The organism is Serratia proteamaculans, assembly GCF_013337185.1.
GTDB lineage: Bacteria > Pseudomonadota > Gammaproteobacteria > Enterobacterales > Enterobacteriaceae > Serratia > Serratia proteamaculans_D.
The window spans coordinates 930,273-950,743 of record NZ_SWDE01000001.1 but is presented as its reverse complement, the minus strand read 5'-3'; the positions used below and the strand labels follow the sequence as shown (position 1 = coordinate 950,743).

At 59.4% G+C, this 20,471-nt stretch carries 18 protein-coding genes; 1 reads left to right on the top strand and 17 read right to left on the bottom strand.

The features are described from left to right. Window positions 1-151 precede the first annotated feature (151 nt). The 9 genes from FCL49_RS04405 to galB form a co-directional block, all read right to left on the bottom strand. The gene (locus FCL49_RS04405; protein WP_174352570.1) at window positions 152-1,462 is read right to left on the bottom strand and encodes an MFS transporter; all 1,311 of its coding nucleotides are present in this window, start codon (window positions 1,460-1,462) and stop codon (window positions 152-154) included. 130 nt (window positions 1,463-1,592) lie between these two features. After that, a complete protein-coding gene (locus tag FCL49_RS04400) occupies window positions 1,593-2,891 on the bottom strand; it encodes a c-type cytochrome (protein WP_174352569.1) in 1,299 nt (432 codons plus the stop codon). Beyond that, window positions 2,888-4,504: a GMC family oxidoreductase gene (locus FCL49_RS04395; protein WP_174352568.1), complete on the bottom strand. Its 1,617-nt coding sequence runs from the start codon at window positions 4,502-4,504 to the stop codon at window positions 2,888-2,890. The genes FCL49_RS04400 and FCL49_RS04395 overlap by 4 nt, the downstream gene beginning before the upstream one ends. Then, the gene (locus tag FCL49_RS04390; protein ID WP_174352567.1) at window positions 4,497-5,018 is read right to left on the bottom strand and encodes a sugar dehydrogenase complex small subunit; all 522 of its coding nucleotides are present in this window, start codon (window positions 5,016-5,018) and stop codon (window positions 4,497-4,499) included. Before FCL49_RS04390 ends, FCL49_RS04395 begins: the two co-directional genes overlap by 8 nt. Before the next feature lie 34 nt (window positions 5,019-5,052). Continuing rightward, complete coding sequence (locus FCL49_RS04385; RefSeq protein WP_438827226.1) at window positions 5,053-5,508, bottom strand: GlcG/HbpS family heme-binding protein; 456 nt, start codon at window positions 5,506-5,508, stop codon at window positions 5,053-5,055. A gap of 143 nt (window positions 5,509-5,651) precedes the next feature. Further along, the gene (locus tag FCL49_RS04380) at window positions 5,652-6,539 is read right to left on the bottom strand and encodes a DUF1932 domain-containing protein (protein ID WP_174352566.1); all 888 of its coding nucleotides are present in this window, start codon (window positions 6,537-6,539) and stop codon (window positions 5,652-5,654) included. A 13-nt stretch (window positions 6,540-6,552) separates the two neighbouring features. Next, on the bottom strand, window positions 6,553-7,644 hold the full coding sequence (locus tag FCL49_RS04375) for a 4-oxalomesaconate tautomerase (protein WP_174352565.1): 1,092 nt from the start codon (window positions 7,642-7,644) through the stop codon (window positions 6,553-6,555). Between the two features lies 1 nt (window position 7,645). Next, a complete protein-coding gene (locus FCL49_RS04370; RefSeq protein WP_174352564.1) occupies window positions 7,646-8,359 on the bottom strand; it encodes a 4-carboxy-4-hydroxy-2-oxoadipate aldolase/oxaloacetate decarboxylase in 714 nt (237 codons plus the stop codon). Next, entirely contained in the window at window positions 8,356-9,096 is a 741-nt protein-coding gene (galB, locus tag FCL49_RS04365) for a 4-oxalmesaconate hydratase (protein ID WP_174353464.1), read from the bottom strand. Before galB ends, FCL49_RS04370 begins: the two co-directional genes overlap by 4 nt. A 128-nt stretch (window positions 9,097-9,224) precedes the next feature. Here galB and FCL49_RS04360 point away from each other — a divergent pair, with 128 nt between their 5' ends. Further along, the gene (locus FCL49_RS04360) at window positions 9,225-10,445 is read left to right on the top strand and encodes a LysR family transcriptional regulator (protein ID WP_174352563.1); all 1,221 of its coding nucleotides are present in this window, start codon (window positions 9,225-9,227) and stop codon (window positions 10,443-10,445) included. Here FCL49_RS04360 and aroQ read toward each other — a convergent pair. The 8 genes from aroQ to FCL49_RS04320 form a co-directional block, all read right to left on the bottom strand. Beyond that, complete coding sequence (aroQ, locus tag FCL49_RS04355) at window positions 10,442-10,870, bottom strand: type II 3-dehydroquinate dehydratase (RefSeq protein WP_174352562.1); 429 nt, start codon at window positions 10,868-10,870, stop codon at window positions 10,442-10,444. The two genes, FCL49_RS04360 and aroQ, sit on opposite strands and share 4 nt — an antisense overlap. An 11-nt stretch (window positions 10,871-10,881) precedes the next feature. After that, the gene (locus FCL49_RS04350) at window positions 10,882-11,712 is read right to left on the bottom strand and encodes an amidohydrolase family protein (RefSeq protein WP_174352561.1); all 831 of its coding nucleotides are present in this window, start codon (window positions 11,710-11,712) and stop codon (window positions 10,882-10,884) included. Continuing rightward, window positions 11,709-12,971 carry a gallate dioxygenase gene (locus tag FCL49_RS04345; protein WP_174352560.1) on the bottom strand — a complete coding sequence of 421 codons (1,263 nt, stop codon included), beginning with the start codon at window positions 12,969-12,971 and terminating at the stop codon, window positions 11,709-11,711. The genes FCL49_RS04350 and FCL49_RS04345 overlap by 4 nt, the downstream gene beginning before the upstream one ends. 24 nt (window positions 12,972-12,995) lie before the next feature. Then, window positions 12,996-14,375 (bottom strand): MFS transporter, encoded by a 1,380-nt coding sequence (locus FCL49_RS04340; protein ID WP_174352559.1) that lies wholly within the window; start codon window positions 14,373-14,375, stop codon window positions 12,996-12,998. 298 nt (window positions 14,376-14,673) lie between these two features. Then, window positions 14,674-16,320, bottom strand: a complete 1,647-nt coding sequence (locus FCL49_RS04335) for an HAL/PAL/TAL family ammonia-lyase (protein ID WP_174352558.1) — start codon at window positions 16,318-16,320, stop codon at window positions 14,674-14,676. A 51-nt stretch (window positions 16,321-16,371) separates the two neighbouring features. Next, window positions 16,372-17,715 carry an MFS transporter gene (locus FCL49_RS04330; RefSeq protein ID WP_217434285.1) on the bottom strand — a complete coding sequence of 448 codons (1,344 nt, stop codon included), beginning with the start codon at window positions 17,713-17,715 and terminating at the stop codon, window positions 16,372-16,374. Beyond that, on the bottom strand, window positions 17,715-19,367 hold the full coding sequence (locus tag FCL49_RS04325) for a urocanate hydratase (protein WP_174352557.1): 1,653 nt from the start codon (window positions 19,365-19,367) through the stop codon (window positions 17,715-17,717). Before FCL49_RS04325 ends, FCL49_RS04330 begins: the two co-directional genes overlap by 1 nt. Continuing rightward, window positions 19,364-20,455, bottom strand: a complete 1,092-nt coding sequence (locus FCL49_RS04320) for a DUF917 domain-containing protein (protein ID WP_174352556.1) — start codon at window positions 20,453-20,455, stop codon at window positions 19,364-19,366. Before FCL49_RS04320 ends, FCL49_RS04325 begins: the two co-directional genes overlap by 4 nt. Window positions 20,456-20,471 lie beyond the last annotated feature (16 nt).

The window sequence follows — 20,471 nt, the reverse complement described above, 5'->3', positions numbered from 1 at the left end:
ATTGGCTCTATTGTTAACGTTAACTTTGCGCCAGATAAAGCCATCAAAGTGAGGGATTGCGATGTTAATCACAAAAGTTAACGTTAACATTTTACGGGTGTGATCAAAATCACCGTAGGGAATACAGGGCGCGCAGGGCGCCCGACAGGGTTTAGCCTTCGTTAAGCGAACGCAGATGATCGTCGCGGCGCAGGGTCATCAGCGCGAACAGGCTGACCACTGAGGTCGCTACCACGTAGTAGGCCGGGATATCGAGGTTGCCGGTCTGCTTGATAAGCCCGGTGATGATTAACCCGGCGGAGCCTGAGAACACCGCATTGGACAGTGAGTAGGCCAGCCCCAGCCCGGTATAACGCACCTGGGTGGGGAACATTTCTGCCAGCATGGCCGGGCCGGGACCGGCCAGCAAGCCGACCACCGCACCGGCAATCATCACCGCGATACCTTTGGTCAGCAGTGAACTTTGCGGGTCCTGCAACAGGTGCAGCAGCGGGAAGGTAAACAGAATAACCGCCACCACCGCCGTTAGCATTACCGTTTTGCGTCCCAGCTTATCGCTGAGGATACCGGCAGGCAAAATAGTCAGAGCGAAACCGATGTTGGCCAGCACCGTGGCGACCAGTGCCTGCTGGAAGGTGGCATGCAGCGAGGTTTGCAGGTAGGAGGGCATGACGACCAAAAAGGTGTAACCGGCGGCAGACCAGCCCATCATGCGACCAATGCCCAAAGCAATGGTTTTTGCTACGCCGCTCAGTTTTACTGCCGGTGGCTGCGTCGTCGAGCTACGGTTTTGCTGGGCCTGGGTAAAGGTGGGCGTTTCCTGCAGTTTCAACCGCAGCCACAATGCCACCGCGCCCATTGGCAGTGCCAGCAGGAAGGGAATGCGCCAGCCCCAGTCGTGCAGCTGTTCCGGCGTCAATAACGCGGCCAACAACGCCACCAACCCGGCACCGGCCAGCAGCCCGAACGCGACGGTCAGCGATTGCCAGGCACCGAACAGGCCGCGCTTCCCCTTGGGCGCGAACTCGGTCATCAGCGACACCGCACCGCCAAACTCACCGCCGGCAAACAGCCCCTGGAACATGCGCAACAGGGTCAGCAGCAGCGGGGCGGCGACGCCAATAGAGGCATAGGTGGGCATCACGCCGATCAGCGCCGTGGCTACCGTCATCAGCAGCAATACCGCGATCAGCGTCGGTCGGCGACCAATGCGATCGCCGATGCGACCGAAAATCACCGCGCCGATCGGCCGACAGAAGAAAGCCAGCGCAAAGGCGGCGTAGGTCAGGATCAGGCTGGTGATTTCGCTTTCGCCCTGCAGGCTGAAGAAGTTGGCGGCGATCACGGTGGCGAGAAAACCGTAAACGCCGAATTCATACCACTCGATAAAGTTGCCGACCGATCCGGCCAGTAATGCCTGCCGCGACTGACGTGCGTCAATCACCGTCGTTTGTGAACTCATCCCCATACCCCTGTGTTTGAATTATTGTCAGTCAGTTCTAAATTCTTATGACAAAACAATCAATTATTTTCAGCGGGAACTGTGAGGGGGGATCACCAGGGTAAGAACGGCATTACCCTGGTGGGGGGGATCAGGGTTTGTCGCCCTGCAAAACCGTCGGCGGCTGGGGGAGTCCGGCGTCGGCGCGCAGTTTCTGCACCTGTTCGGCACTGACGTTGGCGGCGGCCGGGTTACCGAACTGCTTGCTGACGTAGTTGCTCAACTGGGCAATCTGCGAGTCGCTGAGTTCGCTGGCGAATGACGGCATCAGGATCTCCCCTTGCTGCATGTCACGGTGCACGCCGCCCAGGATCGCTGAAACCAGATTATTTCCCTCGGCCGCGCCGGTGCTGCCATGGTTAAACAGCGATGGATAGGCGTGGAACCCTTTGCCGATGCCACCCCCCTCCGCACCGTGGCAGGTGGCGCAGTTGCCGTTAAACAGCGCGGCACCGTCCTGCGGGGAATTACCGTCACCGCGTCGGTCAAGATAATCCTGCGTGGCGTTGCCCCAGCTGTCTCGTGGCCGGCTTTGCTGCTCATCGGCGATGGCCGGAACGCTGCGCAGATAAACCGCGATCGCCTGCAGATCCGTCTCCGGCAGGTACTGCAAACTGTGTTCGACCGCCTCGGCCATTGGACCCGACGCCGACGCACGGCCAGGTGCATTGCCGGTTTTCAGGTAACCGACCAGATCCTGCTGTGACCAGTTGCCGATGCCGGCGTTTTTGTCTGGCGTGATGTTATAGGCAGTCCAGGCTCCGAGATCGCCACCGGCGAAGGCTTTGCCGTTGTCCATGCCCATGGTGAGGTTCCGTGGGGTATGGCAGGTGCCGCAGTGGGCCAGGGCTTCGACCAGATAACGCCCCTGATTCCACTGGGCACTCTGTGCCGGATCGGGTTTTAACTCACCCTGGTCAAAGTTGAACCATTTCCAGAAATGCATTCCCCAGCGCTGGTTGAACGGGAAGGAGAGATCGGTTTTCGGTGTGGCCTGTTTTACCGCCGGCAGTGACAGCAGATAAGCCTTGATCGCCAGCACATCGTCGCGGGTCATTTTGGTGAAGGCATCGTAAGGCATGGCCGGGTATAGCTGACCACCATCTTTGCCGACACCCTCACGCACCGCCGCAACAAATTCATCGTCGCTCCAGTTACCGATGCCGAACTGTTTATCGGCGGAAATATTGGTGCCATAAATCACGCCGAACGGAGTATTAACCGGATAGCCACCGCCAAACGCCGGGCCGCCCGGCGCAGTATGGCAGGCGGTACAGTCGGCGGCGCGCGCCAGATATTCGCCGCGTTTGATCAGTTCTGCGCCATTAGGCTGTGCCCACAGAGGGCTACTGAACAGCAGCGGCAGCAACGCCAGTAAGGTTTTTTTCACGCCATGCCTCCTTTCAGGCTGTCCAACACCCGGTCGGCCATGTGCAGCGCCAGCGCCACACCGGTCAGGGTTGAGTTAACGGTCGAAGCCGAGGGCATCACGCCGGTACCGGCGATAAACAGATTAGGGTGATCGTGGCTGCGGCAGTCGCCGTCCACCACCGAGTCGCTGCCGCTGCGGCCCATGATCATGGTGCCGGTGATATGCTGGTTGTTGTCATACAGGCCACGTTTGCTGTAAATCGCTTCGCTACCGCCCATTTGCTTGACGATACGCTGAAAGTCGAGCATGGACTGGTCATAGCCGCGGTGAACATACTCCGGGAATTTGTAGTACACCTCCAGTTTGGGAATGCCCCAGGCATCCTTTTCGGTTTGACTCAGCTGAACGCGGTTTTCCGGTTCCGGCAGCATTTCCAGCAGGCACTTCAGCTGTATATAGCGCTCGGACTGGAAGGCCAGCTTGTCGTTCAGCGCTTTGCCGTAGTAACCCTGGCGGATCAGTCTTTCGGTCAGATAGCGCACCGGTGAGGTATTGGACACGTCAACACGCAGCGCTGAGCGTTCCGCCCGGAAGGCACCATCACGCAGGTTATTGATGCTGCCTGGGCGCATTGGCCCGCGGCCAAACCAGACCGGTTCATCAGCGTAGAACTCCACCGAACTGCCGGGGTGGTCCATCAGGTTGCGGCCCACCATGCCGGAGCCGTTGGCGATGCCGTTCGGGTAGCGTTCGCTGGTGGAAATCAGCAGGATTTTTGGGCTTTCGATACCGTTGGCGGTGAGCACGAAGCATTTGCCGGTGACGCGATGGCTGGCCTTGTTGCGGTCGAGATAGTGCACCGCCACGATCTGTCCCTGTTCATTTGCCTCAATACGATGAACCACGGCATTGGCAATAATTCGCGCGCCGGCTGCCAGGGCTTTACGCGCCGAAATACCGCCGTGATACTGCGCGTCGATCGGGCAAACCGGCATGCAGTTATTGTTGCCACAGCAGGCCGGACGGCCGTCATAAGGTACGCTGTTGCGCGCCTGCGGGCCGATGCCCACCTGGTAACCCAGCCCGGCGATGCGCTGTTTAAGGCGTTCAAAACCGTAAGGCAGAGGGATGCCGGGCAGCGGGTAGGGGCGTGAGCGCGGCGAGTCCAGTTCGCTGTCGCCGGACACCCCCATCTGGTACTCCGCTTCGCAATAATAAGGTTCCAACTGTTCATAACTGATTGGCCAGTCGCGGCCGACGCCGTACAGGGTTTTTATCCGCATGTCGTTTGGCAGCAGACGAAAAGCCTGCCCGGCCCAGTGCCAGGTGGTACCGCCGACGCCGCGTAAATATTGGGCGCGGTACGGATCCGGGCCTTTCTGGATCAAATAGTTATTGTCCGTCGGGATAAATTTCGGCTGTGGTGCCCAGGGTTCGGGTGGGTAGGGTTCGGTGAAGTCACCTTTGAACGGCGAGTTGCGAAACAGCTCGACGGCCTCATCGCGTTTGATTTCCGGCCCGGACTCCAGCATCAACACCGAAGCTCCGGCCTGCACCATTTTCAATGCCGCCAACGAACCGGCGATACCGGCGCCGATCACCACGACATCGGCATTTAATGAATCAGACATGCGCCGTCTCCTTACGCGGGGGATGAGTCCAAAAGTTGGGTTCGCCAGGGCAATAGCTTGGCGGCATCAGCGAGTTGCGCACCCGTTGATAACTGATGATATTTTCAAAAGCGATACAGATTGGCCTGGCCGGATCGCCGATCACGCCGAGATACCAGCCGCCGATGAGTGACTGGTACAGCGCAGCGAGGGGGGCAGGCTGGCTCTGAATCAGCGCGTGGAAGTCTTCGCCGGCCAGGTCGGCATGCTGCGCCATCAAAGCGGCCAGCACGTCAAGCTGCTGCTCAAGCTGTGGAAACAGAGGCTGCAGCGCGACATAAAGTCGCTGCGCCAGGTGCGGATCCGGCAGTGGAATGTCGGTCAGCAGGCGCGAAATAGCCAGAAAGTTGTCTGGCATAGTGCCAGGTTGCGACTGAGCCAATGCGGCGCGGCCCAGCAGGTTTTGGCCGACAACGCCAACCGCCCACAGGCTCGCCGAAGCCAGCACCAGCCGGCGGCGTGAAATTGAAATCATAATCAGTTCCTCGAGCGGGAAGGCCAGGCTGGGCTTATTTCAGCGTCCCGGCGGCGGTTTGGGACGCCAGGTTGTCAATCTCCTGCTTCGGCGTACTGACACCGACAGCACCAACAACTTCGCCGTTCAGCGTCAGTGGATAACCGCCGCCCAGCGCCACCACGTGCGGAATGCTCAGTACGGTGGTTTCACCGTTTTGCAGCCGCTGCATAAATTTCAACGTGGGGGCACGATACAGTGCAGAGGTCCGCGCTTTACCGATGGAGGCATCGACGCAGCCCAACGGGGAACCGTCGAAACGCTGGAAGGCCAGCAACGTGCCACTGCTGTCGACCACTGCCACGCAGCCGAAGCTGTTTTGCGATTTCAGGGTTGACTGCACGCTGGCGATCACCTGATTTGCCTGGGCGTTATTGAGTTGTGCGGCGGATGCCGTGCCGGCTAATGCCATCAGGGCCAGAGCGCCAAAGGAAGAGGAGAGATATTTCATCGCATTGTTTTCCAGTGAAAAGAGGGCGTTGTAGCCCCCAAATGGGTAGATGATTAGCTTGCTATGAATCATTTGGTACAAAATACGCCGTTATGAGATTGTTAACAATATTCGGCTGGTGAAATATTTTGGTTTTTTTGATGTTAATCACCGGTGGGGTAAATTTTGCCCAATGCGGTTTGCCAAACGAAAGGCGTCAGTTCCGAATAGGCCAGTCTCTGGGCGCTCATGGCGTCCACCAGGCCCTGCTGGCTGGCGACGGTCGCCAGGCTTTGGTGTGGCTCAATGCCAACGTCCCGCAGCGTTTGCACCACTTCGCGCATCTCCTCGGCACGGCGCTTGCCGTGTTCCGCAATCCGGCTGATCAGGTAGTGGGGCAACTGCTGGTCCCAACCCAGTGACGGGAAGCTGGCGTGCAGGGAATCGAGTACCGGCTGTTCGACACCGTAACGCTGGGCGGCGAGCAGGCATTCGGTGGTCAGGGCTTCCAGCCCCTTGATCATGACGCTGCGACACATTTTGATTGCCGAGGCTTCCCCGATGTGAGAGCTGTAGACCTGGCTGTTGAACCCCAGGGCGTTGAGCTGGGCGCTAACCGGCATGGCATCCTTTCCGCCCAGCAGCAGGGGCGTTTTCAAACGCTTGGGCGGAACCGGGGCCATCACCGCAACCTCCACGTAAACCGCGCCGCTGGCGCTGATTGCCTCGGCGGCGGCGCGTTTGGTATTGGGAGCCGCAGAATTGAGATCGAGAAAGGTTTGGCCCGGATGCAGCAACGGCGCGCACTGCTGCGCAACCCGTAGCGTATTGGCGGCAGTGACGGCGGAAAACACCAGCGTTGCACCTTCCAGCGCCTGTGGCAGCGTCGCGGCGAAGTGAGCCCCACAGGCCGCCGCTTTCTCTGCCATTGCCAATGAGGCTTGTGGGTCAAAAGCACTGACGGTAATGTTTTGCGCGCGCAGCTCCTGCGCCAGAATGCCGCCGACTTCACCAAAGCCGATTAACGCTACCGAGGGGAGAGCTAAGCTCATGGATGCTCCTTGGTTATTGAGGCCATACCGCGCCGGGAATACAGACTTCACCGCTAAAAATCAGCCGTGCACTGCGCAGTAAACCGGCACCGAGTAGCGAGGCCGCGCCGCTTTGGGTTGGATCGCGCTGGAGCAACACGCTGAACTCGCCGCTGGGGTGTTCAACGCTAAGACGCAGCTCTGCGCCATCGCTGACCTGGGCCAGACCCTCGGTGACGCTGCCGGGGATCAGGCAGGCGGTGGCAACGCTAACCGCGCCCAGAACGCCGATAGAGGCATGGCAACGGTGCGGAATGAAGGTACGGCTGCTGAGGGTGCCACCGTGACGGGCTTCGGCAATCAGGGTCATTTTGGGCACCGTGCGCCGGCTGACATCACCGAGGTTCATTTTTGGCCCGGCCTGCAGGCGGATGCTCTCCAGACGGGCTTTCAGTTCTTGATCGGCATCCAGTTGTTCGCGGGTTTCATAGCCACTGCGGCCAACATCCGCCGCACGCAGTAACACCACCGGCATACCGTTGTCGATACAGGTCACCGCCACGCCGTCAAAGCTGTCCTGCGGATTGCCTGTTGGCAGCAACGAGCCGCAGCTGGAACCGGCAATATCGCTGAAGGTCAGCACGATTTCCGCTGCGCGGCCAGGTACGCCATCAATTGCCAGCTCCCCGTCGTATTGCACTTCACCTTCGGGCGTGGCGATGCGGGCCAGAGCAATCTGCCCGGTGTTCTGCATGAAGATCCGCACTTCGGTTGACGTCGGGCCGGGCTTAACCAATCCGCGTTCGATGGCGAACGGAGCTACCGCCGCCAGGATATTGCCGCAGTTCTGGCCATAGTCCACCTGCGGTTGGTCAACGCTGACCTGGGCGAACAGGTAGTCGACATCGGCGTCGTCACGCTGTGAGCGGTTTACGATCGCCACCTTGCTGGTCAGCGGATCACCGCCGCCGAGGCCATCAATCTGCCGCAGGTCAGGGGAACCCATCACCGCCAGCAGGACTTTATCGCGTTGGTTCGGGTCGGCGGGTAAATCCCCGGCGAGAAAGAAAGCCCCTTTGGAAGTACCACCGCGCATCAGTAAACAGGGGATCCGGCGTTGGCGCATGTCAATCCTCCAGCAGATCCAGTGAGTCGTAATATTTCAGGCCTTTTTCCGCCAGCCGTGGGCGCATCTGGTAGATATCCAGCCCCAGTTCGCCACCGGCCATGCGCAGGCGTTTACTCTCTTCCAGCTCGGCACGCTGACGGCTGGCTGCCAGCACCTGTTCTGCCTCGGTTTGTCGCACCACCACAACGCCGTCGTCATCAGCGATCATCGCATCGCCGGGATAAATCAGTTGTCCGGCGCAAATCAACGGGACGTTGACTGAACCCAACGTCTCTTTCACCGTGCCCTGGGCATACACCGCCCGTGACCAGACCGGAAAGCCCATTTCCCGCAGGGTGCGAGTATCACGCACGCCGAGGTCGGCGATCAGGCCGCGCACGCCGCGCGCTTTCAGTGAAGTGGCCAGCAGATCGCCGAAGTAGCCGTCACCGCACGGGGAAGTGGGGGCGACCACCAGAATGTCGCCGGGGCGACACTGTTCAACCGCCACGTGAAACATCCAGTTATCACCGGGGGCGACCAACACCGTCACCGCGCTGCCGGCAATTCCGCGATCCTGCTGGATGGGGCGGATGGCCGGGTCCAGCAGACCTTTGCGGCCTTGCGCCTCATGCACCGTGGCTACGCCAAATTCGGCCAGGGCATCCAGTGTGTTGGCGTTTGCCCGTGGAATATTGCGGATCACCACGCCTTTTTTACCGATCAGGCTCATGCCAGTTCTCCCGTCACGCGCGGGAAGATGCTTTGGTAGCCTTCGCCGTAAACGATATTTTTGCTACTGGTGATGCCGACGTTGCGTTTGGCCTGCACGCCGCGCTGCTGGGCGACGCGGGTGTAGTATTCCCACAGGTGCTCCTGACCGGCCATACACTGGATAGCCTGGTATTTTTTGTCCCAGACTTCGGTGATATCCAACAGCACGTCCGGCTTCCATTCGCATTGTTCCGGCTGATGCGGTTCGAACAGGTACACCGGTGGCGCGCCGACGATGGTTTCACCTGGGCGATAGCCTTCCGCCTGGGCGATGATGCGGGCTTCCTGAGTCAGGTGGCTGGCCAGCGGGTGATCGTAGTTGTACGGATCTTTTTGCGAATGGGTCAGCACAAAGTGCGGCTGTACTTTTCGGAACACGTCGGCCAGGCGGAACAGCGCCTCCTTATCGGCCCGTAGCGGATAGTCACCCATATCAAAGAATTCGATGCTGGCACCCAGGATCTCGGCGGCGGCGTGGGCCTCCTCGCGACGGGAGGCTTTCACTTTGTCCTCGGTCATCTGGCCTTTACGCCACAGCTTGGCGGACTCTCCTCGCTCGCCAAACGACAGGCAAACTACGTGGACCTGATAGCCAAGTTGGGTATGCAGGGCAATCGCGCCGCCGGCACGCCAGACAAAATCGGCAGAATGAGCGCTGACTACCAGGGCGGTTTTGTTTGAAGTTACTGAGTTCATCATCGGATTCCTTGGGTCGGTGTAATGACTTCATGCTGTCAGTTCTGACGGAGGACGGATAATTCATTTGATTGCAGCAGGTATGCGTTTTATTTATATTGCCAACCACGGGCAAAGGAGAGAATGCGATGGACTATGATGAGAGTCTGCTGACAAACCTGATGCAAATCAGGGCATTCAGTCAGGTAGTGACCCAGGGCAGCGTCTCACGCGCAGCCGATGAGCTATTCCGAACCCAGTCAGCAATCACCCGCTCAATCCGTGATTTGGAGCAGCAACTGGCGGCACCCTTGTTTGAACGCCATGCCAGCGGCATGCTGCTGACCGACTTTGGTAAATGCGTACTGCCGCGCGCGCGGCGGGCGATTGATGAATTGCACCAGATACCGGCGCTGCTAAAGCGCTTACAGGGCAAGGGGGGGCAGACGCGCGGCGATCCCGAACCCTTGTACCTGTTCAATGTGCGACGACTGCAGATTTTCGTCTGCCTGTGTGAAACCCGGCATATGCAAACCGTCGCCACGCTGCTCGGACTTAGCCAGCCGGCGATCAGCGCCGCGCTCAAGGTGCTGGAAAACGGTACCGGGGTGCCGTTGCTGGAACGCACGCCACAGGGGATGGTGCCGTCGCTGGCCGGCCGTGAAATCGAAGCCAACGTTCGCCGTGCGCTGAATGAACTGCAGCATATTCCGGCCGATATTGCTGCCCGCCGCGGGGTGCTGGAGGGGCGGGTACGGGTGGGAGCATTGCCGTTGGGACGTACCCGGCTGTTGCCACAGGCCATTATCCAACTGACCTCCCGTTATCCGGGGGTCAGCGTGGTAACCAACGAAAGTGCCTTTGAGGCCCTGGTCACCGAGCTGCGTTCCGGGGATATCGATTTTATTTTTGGTGCGCTGCGCGCCAGCGATTACGCTGCCGACGTGTACAGTGAAACGTTGTTTACCGAGGAGATGGTACTGCTGGCTCGTCGCGGCCATCCGCTGGCGGTCCCGGGGTTAAGGCCCGAACAGTTGAGAACGGCGCGCTGGGTATTGCCACGCTCTGCCACTCCGGCGCGGCGCCTGCTGGACGGCTGCTTCCTGGCGATGAATATCCCGGCACCCAGTCCGGTGGTGGAAACCGGTGATTTGGCGTTGGTGAGAGGCTTGCTGCTCAATTCAGACATGCTGGCGGCGGTATCCGCCCACCAGTTGGAATATGAGCTGGCTTCCGGCGAACTGGTTCAACTGTCAATGGCGCTGCCTGATACCGGACGCGCCATTGGCCTGATCTGCCGTACGGGCAGCCTTCATTCCCCGGCGGCGCAAGCATTGATCGCCTGCTTGCGTGAGGTCTGTATGGACTAAAGCTGTGCCGCTTGCATCAGCGCGTAACGGTATCCCTGAATGCCAAAGCCGCAAATCACGCCGTTGGCCACGTCGGACAGATAGGAATGATGGCGAAACGGCTCACGCTTGTGCACGTTGGTGATATGTACCTCGAACAACGGCAAGGCCACTGCCGTGACGGCGTCACGTATTGCCACCGAGGTGTGCGTCCAGGCAGCCGGATTGATCACCAGCGCATCTGCCTTGCCCCGCGTTTGCTGGATCCAGTCAATCATTTCACCTTCATGGTTGGTTTGGCGAAACTCTAGTCGACATTCCAGTTCGGCGGCGGTGCTGCGACACAGCTGTTCGATGGTCGCCAGCGTGTCGGTGCCGTAGGTCTCAGGCTCACGGGTGCCTAACAGGTTAAGGTTTGGGCCATTGAGCACGTAAATGGTTTTCATCTTTACTCCGATCATTCGCTAAAACCAAACAGCCGCTGCGGCGTCTGCCATAAAATTTGCCGACGCGTTTGTGCGTCGGGGAACATCTGTTCGGCCAGCATCAGCAGCGTACCCATATCCATGCGTTCGGTGGCGCGCAGGAAAGGCCAGTCCGATCCCCACATGCATTTCTCACCGCCATAGGCCGCCAGCAGCGCCAACAGGTAAGGCTGAGCGTCGCTGAACGGGTAGTGCCGGCGTGAAAACTTGGCCAGACCGGAAAGCTTGACGTAAGTGTGCTCACGCTGTGCCAGTGACAACAGGGCCTGAAACGCCGGTTGTTGAAGACCCGCGCTGACGTCCGGCCGACCCGAATGGTCGAACAGCAGCCGGGTGCGGGTGCGTGCCAGCAGCGGCATCAGCGCCGGTAACTGGTCGTCCTGCACCTGGATTTGCGCGAACATTTCCAGTTCTGCCAGTTGCCCCATTAGCCGATCCAACTGCAAGAAAGGTTCGACGCCGAGCATCGCCACGTTAAGCGCGATGCCGACCACGCCCTGTGACTGCAATTCGGCAAGCGTTTGGCTGTCCACCTCACGCGGCACAACGGCAATCCCTTTGTGACGGCCTTCGCCAGCGGCCAGTGCCGCCAGCAGGTAGCGGTTATCGGTGTTGTAAGCCGACGTAGGGCCGACAATCAACGAGTGGCGTATACCGTAGGCCTGCATCACCGCGCGATAATGTTCCAGGGTCGCCAACTCGTGGCCCTGTGGGTTGTAGCAACTTTCCGACGCGTAGGGAAAGCGCTGTGGATCGAAAATATGGTGGTGACAGTCAATTTTCGGTTGGTCAAAAATAGTCATTTTGGCGCTTTCCCCGCGACGGAATACAACACCTGCTGATTACGGGTTTGCTGGAATTCTTCCAGCGTCTGGCCACGCATCGCCGAGTAGATATGCAGGTTGGATACCCCAACCACCGCCCCGAGCTTTTCCAACAGGAAGAAACTGACGCCATAATGGATCAGTCCGCGCCAGTCGAGTTCGCGCAACAGTTGTTGTTCCTCAGGGGTGAGCTGTGCTTCGTCGAACAGCGCCTGCTGGGCGTTATTGAAACGTTCGCGCCAGGCCGGCTGGATCAGCCGGTGCAGGAAACGGTTGATACGGATGGCTTTCAGGCTGCGCGCATGGGTAAAGGGATAGGTACCCGGCAGTTTCTCAACCCCCGCCAGTTGCAGGTTGATTTTGTCGCGCTGGCGCTGATGGACATCTACCGGTGCCTCACGCGCCTGATTTTCCAGGATCAGCGTGGCGATACCGGTCATGGAGGGCAGATAGTAGGCCTGATGCAGTTTTTCGACGTTGGCCGACAGCGCACCGCGCATAATCAGCCACATGATCACCTCCGCGCCCTCCAGCCCACCCAGGGTGGCATACTCCGCCAGCGTGATTTCGGTCAGGCGCTGCGGATCATTAACCAGCAGGTCGACAAACTGCTCGTCCCACTGCGGGTTATTAAAACCGCAACGTTCGCCATGCACCTGATGCGAGACACCGCCGGTGGCTACCACCGCGACGCGCAAGTCTTCCGGGAAGCTTTCGATCGCCCGGCGCAGCGCCTGACCGAGCTTGTAGCAGCGGCGGGCGGAAGGGATCGGGAACTGCAGCACCCCGACCTGCAGCGGCACCACCTGCATTGGCCAGCCGTTCTGCCACGGCAGCAGGGCGGACAGTGGGGAGAATAACCCATGGTCGAGAGGTTTATCCTGGAAGAACGACATATCAAACTCGTCGGCCATCAGGCTGGCACCGATATGTTGCGACAGCGCCGCATGGCCTCGAATCGGCGGTAAATCACGCGGGCCGCCGCCTTCGTCGGCCACCGCGTAGCTGTCGTCAATGCCGAGCACGAATGCCGAATAGTGATCGAAGAAAAACGAGGTCACGTGATCGTTGAAGACATACAGCAACACGTCCGGTTTTTTCTCTTCCAGCCATTGCTGCATTGGGGCGAAACCGTCAAAAATCGGTGCCCAGGCCGTTTCGTTCTGCTTGTTGTGGTCTACTGCAAAACCGATGGTTGGGGTGTGTGACACCGCCAGTCCGCCAATGATCTTAGCCATCGTCTACCTCTGTATTAATAAGAATTACCGGTTATTCATGGTGCGTGACAACGCAGGCAGATCGGTAATATCGATGCCTTTAACCATTTCAGCCGGATGTGCCTTTTGATGATTAATGATAGTGATCGCCGCCAGTAACGCCGGGATCGCCAGGATGATGAAAATGCTGGTGGCTCCGGGGAAAATACCCAGCAATACGCCGCCCATTGACGAACTGATAATGGCGCCGCTGCGGCCGATGCCGTGCATCCAGCTGACGCCGGTGGCCCGCATTTCGGTGGGGTAGAATGCCGGTGAGAATGCCTGCAGACCGGTTTGCGCTCCGTTGATACAGATGCCGCTAACAAAGACCAACACCGCCAGCGGCGTTGGGCCAAAGCCCCAGATACCCTGTGACAGCAGGCAGAACATGCCCATCAGATAAAACAGTCCGATCACCCGTTTGGCGACGAAGCGGTCCATCAGGTAACCCACCAGCAGGCCACCCAGGGTGCCGCCCAGTTGGAACAGACCGGCGATTATCGCCGCCCGCTCCAGTGAGAAACCGGCGCCGCGCACGATGGTCGGCAGCCAACCGTTGAGCAGGTAAATCACGAACAGCCCCATAAAATAGGTCAGCCACAGCACCAGAGTGCCCCTGGCGTAACCATGACTGAACAGTTGGAGTACGCGGGCTTTCTTTGGGATCACAGGGGTTTTCAGTATGAAGGTGGTTCCGGCGCTGAACACGCCGCCGGCGCGGCGCAGGATTTGGGCAATCTTGTCCTTGTGGTGGTTGCGTACCACCATATACAGCGTCGATTCCGGCAGGATCCAGACCAGCAGTGGCAGCAGCACCAGCGGCATGATACCGCCGAAGAACAGCACCGCTTTCCAGCCGTAGTGCGGCAGCATACCGGCGGCGATAAACCCGCCGGCACCGGACCCGATATTAAAGCCGCTGTACATCAGGGTGATCATCAGGCCGCGGCGGCGCTCGGGCATATACTCTGACACCAGCGTGACACAGTTGGGCATCACCGCGCCCAAGCCCAGGCCGGTAAGGAAACGCAGCAGGGCCATTTCCAGCGGGGTGCGGGCGAAGGTGCTCAGCAGGCTGAACAATGCAAAGCATAGAATGGATAGCAGCAGTACCTTCTTGCGGCCAAAACGGTCGGAATAGGGGCCGGCGATCAGCGCTCCCAAAGCGACGCCAAACATCGCAGCCCCGAGGATGGGGCCCATTTCGGCACGCGAAATCCCCCAGTCTTCAATCAGTGCAGGGGCAATAAAACCCATCACCGCGGCGTCATAACCATCAAACATGATGATCACGAAACACAGAATTAATACCAGCCACTGATAGCCGGAAATGGGGCGGGAATCAATCCACGCTTTGACGTCGACAATGTTGCGGTTGCTCATCGGGTACGCTCTCTGTTTTTTTTATTAATATGTGATCGGATTAAAACTTTGGTTGCAGGCCGGAAACGTATTGAATGAGCGTCAGTGGGCATTGTCAGAATATTTATATCATTTATTTTATAGAAAACAGCTAATTGTGTGATTTCTGGCTGACGGCTCAGTTACCACGTTAGGGACTGTGGCTGCCGGTGTCTGCCGGAAAATGATTAACGAGGTATGAGTTTTGTTTATTTGAAGCAAAAATACGCAGGGCACCGTGGAGCGCCCTGCGTTCAGAATGGGAGAGGAAAATCAGGGACTATTTGCCGTATTGGCGCAACACCTGCTCTGCGGCGGCGAAGTCGGGTGCCAGTGGGCGGTCGGTTTCGATAAACGGCACCTGCTGGCGTACCGCCGCGTAGAGTGCCGCTGTCGGCGCGGAGAGGGTAAAGCCGTTGTGTCGCTGCTGGCGCAAATCCACCGCCTGGGCGTCGTGCACCAGCAGGATACCCAGCAGTTGATAGGCGTTATCCACCTGCTGCTGAACGCGCTCAACCACCGACGGGGCGTTAGTGGCAATATCTTCGATATCACCGGCCACCGGGAAGTAATCAAGCGACACCGGCATCGCCAGCTCTTTATTGCGCATTGCCAGCATCATCACCGGTTTCTCCATCGCACCAAAGGCATGCACGGTATGATCGGTGCCAAGGAAACGGGTCAGGCCGGTAAACGCCGGGTTATTCAGTTTCACCACCTGCTGGGCGCTGGCCAGTGAATTGTGTGCCAGTGCCAGCCCCAACTGCTCGAAGGCCAGCACCCAGGGCAGTGGCTCAAAATTGGCGCTTGGCAGTACGGCCCCCTGAAGGTTGCCTTCACTGACGTAGCCGACGGCTTCCTGGGGGCTTTGTGATGGCGGTGTGACCCCCAGCGCCACGCCTGGGTTATCGTCGGAGCTGTTCAACTGCACCAGCAACTGGTCATAGGCCGATTGATAGCTGCGCTGCAATTCCGCTAACAAATAGACGCCGGAGCGGAAGCTGAGCGGATCCTGCAGTGGGCGACTGTCGTCGTGCTGCCACAGGCTGGAACCGACCAGCAGTTCGCGCAGGTTTTTCCCCATTGCCGCGACTTCCGGATAGGGCCGCAGCGCCAGGGTATTGGCCAGAAACGGCGAGACGTTGCCGTTCAGTGCCTGCAAACTCAGTGCATAGGTCAGGGTATTGACCTGCATCAGATGGGCCAGCGAATCCAGCGCCAGTGCGCCACTGGCGGCGGAATAGGCATTGGAGCTGAGGATCGCCAGTGCGTCTTTGGCGTAGGGCGTGATGGCCGGCGTTTTGCTGCTCTGCAGCGCCGCCATGGCGGCCATTTTGTTGCCCTGGTAATACACCTCGCCTTCGCCTAGCATCGCCAGCCCGACATGGCTGATTACTGTGATATCGCCTTCACCCACCGAACCGCCCGCCGGGATCACCGGGGTAATCCCTTTGTTGAGGAAAGCGACATAGGCGTCGACAATCGCCGGTTGAACACCGCCGCCACCGCTCAGCAAGCCATTGAGCCGGGTGACCAGGGTGGCACGTGCCATGCGGATGCTCATGGGTTCACCGATACCGCCTGAGTGGGCATGCAGCAGGCCGACGTTGAATTTTTTCGACGCCTCAATGACCTCTTGCGTCAGCTTGCCATGTACGTCGACCATAGGCCGGTCTTTATTTAACCCAACGCCGACCGTAAGGCCATAGATTTTCAAGCCATTTTTCGCTGCCTCGATCAGAACCTGATGTGACAATGTCACGCGTTTTATGGCGGCAGGGGCGACGGCCACCGCTTCGCCATCGGCGACGTTGGCGATCATCTGTGGGGTAATCGAGTGGCCGTCGAGCGTGACGGTGGCCAATCCAAGCTGGCTGTAACCGAACGTCAGCGCAGCAAGCAGCGATAAGGCGAATTTTCCTGGCATGATAAATGACCCCTTATTATTGATTATTATGATGTTTTTATGACGCGGTGTTCAGGGCTGTCGCGCCGGGTGGCGGGCGATCAAATACAGGGTGAATAATGCCAGCAGGCTGGCGATCATCACGTACCAGGCCGGTGCGAAACGGGTACCGGTATTCTGGGTCAGCCAGGTGAGGATCGCCGGGGCAAAGCCGCCGAACACCGTCACCGCCAGGTTATAGGACACCGACATGCCGCTGGCTCGCACCTGGGTGGGAAAGAGTTCAGACAACGCTGCAGGTGCCACGCCGACGAACAGCGACACCAGCATGCAAAACAGCGTTTGCACCAGGATCAGCATCGCGGTGGTGTGGTAGGCATCAAGCAACAGCAACAGTGGGTAACTGGCCACCAACAGCAACAGCGCTCCGGCCCGCAAGATTTTCAGGGTGCCAATACGGTCCGACCAGGTCCCGGCCGCCACGCAGCACACCACCATAAAGCAGTTGCCGATCAGCGCAGCCAAAAACGCCTGGTGGCTCTCAAAGTGCATCACTCGTTGAACATAGATCGGCATATAAATAATCAGCGCATAAATGCTTACAGCCCACAGGATAGACAACCCGGTGCCGAGCAGTACCGCGCGGCGGTGAGTGCGGAACAATAGCAATAACGGCATTTCCGGCGTGTGTGGTTCCCGCTTTTGCCGTGCCTGTTCTTCGGCAAACAGCGGCGTTTCTTCCAGCGTTTTACGCATCCACAGGCCAATCGGCGCGATCGACAGGCCTATGATAAATGGGATGCGCCATCCCCAGTCACCGACCTGTTCGTGGCTGAGCGTCAGGGTGACCGCCGTTGCCACCAGCGCGCCGAGGATATTGGAGATACCCATGCTGGCCTGTAGCCAGGAAGCGTATTGGCCTTTCTGGTGCGCCGGGGCGTGTTCGATCAAAAATGCCGCTGCGCCGCCCACTTCGCCACCGGCGGAAAAGCCCTGCAGCACCCGGCCACACAGGATCAGCAGCGGCGCACCGATACCGATTGCGCTGTACGGCGGCGCAAAGGCAATGATGGCGGTGCCGACCGCCATGGTCATGATGGTGAGCGTCAGGGCCGCCTTACGGCCGACCCGGTCACCATAAGCGCCGATCACCAAAGCGCCGAGCGGGCGAATAACAAAGCCGAGACCGAAGGCCAGGAAGGCTTCAAACAGTTGGGTGCCCGCATCGTTCTGGTGGAAGAAGTTCTGCGCGATATACACCGCGAAGAAGGCGTATACCGAAAAGTCATACCATTCCAGCGCGTTGCCGATAGAAGCGGCAGCAATCGCTTTGCGCCCGCTGCTTTTACGTGGCGTGACGGCCGAATCGGCGACCAGCAGGGGGGCGATGGGCGGAACCGTGCTTTTATTCATCATTATTCTCCGCGAGGTAGTGAGATATAGGGCAAGGACTTGTCAGCGATCTCGTCCAGCGACTCCTGATAACCGGCATCGGCGTAACGCATTACGCCGGTGCTGGTGTCGTTGGTCATCGACAGTTGCAGGCGTTGTGCCGCCGCCTCACTGCCGTCGGCGATGGTGGTAACGCCGGAGCTGGTCATATAACCGCTATAACCGCCGCCGCCGGAGTGGATCGCCACCAGATCGGCCATTGAGGCGCAGTTGACCAGCGCGTTGAGCAGCGGCCAGTCGGCGATCGCATCGGAGCCGTCCTTCATTTTTTCGGTCATGATATTCGGATGGGTCATCGCCCCGGCATCGAGGTGATCGCGGGTAAAGGCTATCGGGCCGGACAGGCGGCCGTCTGCCACCATGCGGTTGACTTCCAGCGCCAGCTCGGTGCGTTCACCGTGGCCGAGCCAGGCGATACGCGCCGGTAAGCCTTCAAAGGGCACATGCTGACGCGCCAGGGTGATCCAGTTGCTGACGATACGGTTGTCGGCAAAGCGCTCGAGCAAGTAGTCATCGATAACCCGAATATCGTCACTGTTGTTGGACAGGGCGATCCAGCGGAACGGGCCGATAGCGCGGCAGAACAGCGGCCGCAGGAAGGCCTCGGTGAAAATAGGGATCTCGAAGGCGCGCTCAACACCGCCCTGATGGGCGTGAGTGCGGATCAGATTGCCGTTGTCGAACACCACCGCCCCGCGATCCATAAAACCGAGCATTGCCTGCACATGCTGAACGATAGAGCGGCGACTGGCGTCCATCAGCGCATTGATGTCTTCCTCGCGCTGTTTGGCCACCTGTTCCGGGCTGTAACCGGCGGGAACGTAGCCGTACACCAGGTCATGCGCCGCGGTCTGGTCGGTCACGATATCCGGGATCACGCCGCGCGCCAGGATCGCCGGGTAGACTTCGGCGGCATTGCCCAGCAACGCGACGGAAAGGGCTTGTTTACGCTGTTGAGCGCTGGCGATCATCATTAGTGCCTGGTCGAGATCGGCCGCCTGGTGTTGCAAAAATCCGTTTTTCAGCCGTTTGTCGATGCTGGCCTGATTGACCTCGATGGTCAGAATTGCCGCGTTGGCCAGGGTGCCTGCCAGCGGCTGAGCGCCACCCATGCCACCCAGACCGGCGGTAAGGATAAAGCGCCCGCGCAGATCGTTGTCGAAATGCCGCTCGGCAATGCGCGAGAAGATTTCATAGGTGCCCTGGATCACCCCTTGCGAACCGATATATTGCCAGTCTCCGGCGGTCAGGCCGCCCCAGCAGATCAGGTTCTCTTTTTCCCAGCGGTAGAAGTTTTCCGCCTTCGCCCATTGGCCGACCATATTGCAGTTGGCCATGATCACCAGCGGGGCGTTGGCGTGGGTTTGCAGCAGGCCAATCGGCTTGCCGGACTGCACCAGCAGGGTCTGGTCTTCACGCATGGTTTTTAACGCGTGAACGATGGCATCGTGTGACGGCCAGTCGCGCGCCGCACGGCCCAGCGCGGCGTACACCACCAGTTCATCCGGGTTTTCACCGACCGCCAGCACGTTTTCCAGCAGGCGCAGCAGCGCCTCTTGCCGCCAGCCAAGGCAGCGCAGCTGGCTGCCAGAGGTCACCTCAAAGGTTCTTTTCATGCGGCATCTCCTGCCGGCAGGTAACTGCGCAAATCGATCCCCAGGGTTTTCTCCACCGGAGGATAGACCGCCGGATCGGTCACCGATGACGAGAGGGGGAACTGCGAGTGATGCATATGGAAAATCACCACTTCCATGCCGGGCTTCAGTTGCCCGGCGCTGATCGGGTTGCCGGCGTTGTCGAGCGTGGTGATCACGTCCGGGTAGCTGGCGATCCGTTCACCGTGTGCATCTTCCACCGCCATATGTTCGTTCATGATATGGATGCGGCGCAGATCCTTACCCTGACCAATGGTCACGATGCCGACGTCAAACGCCTCTTCGGTATAACGCAGGCTGTTGGTAGCCACCACGCCACTGCCAATAATCTGGCCCCCGGTATGACGGCAAATGGTATCAACCACGCCGTTGCCCCGCGCTGCCAGAATGCTTTCACCCAATGAGATCGCCTGGCTGATGCCCCCCAGTGCCGCGTGTTGACGCACATAGGCGGCCGGTATCGGGTTGCGACAGCTGGCGATAAAGCCGCCGGACATGTCGGCCGCCTTGCGCAGTACCGGCGACACTTTGGCCGTGGCGCCTTTCACCACCAGTTCGATATAGGCATTATTGGCGCGGTTGCCGCCGACGGCGGCCTGGATCATCGGCTGCGGGCTGGAAGCCAGGCCGATGGAGCCCATATCGCCGGTCGGATGGGCGCGCAGATCGCCGACTGCATCGACTACCTTGCAACCGAGCACGGCGGCAGGCAGCCAGCCGTTGAGGGTGCTGGACATGCCGTTCTGGCCGACTATCAGCCCGGCGATCGGGGCGCCCAGCTGTTGCTGCACCAGTTGCACCGCCTTGACGTAGTCGACGCCGAGCATCTGCCAGTCGGTCAGGCCGCCGGGGGCCCCAATGGCTGCTGCGGTGGCTATCCAGGCGTCATCGGCCAATTCGTCGAGGCTGACCAGCTCCGGGCGGCCGATAGTGACCGCCAGTCGGCCCAGTTCCAGGCCGTGGGCTACCCAACCGCCACCGCCGCAGGCAAATACCGAACCGCCTTTTACCGCGGCTTCCACATCATTAAGTGTTAAAACACGCCCCATGGTCTGTGCTCCTGAA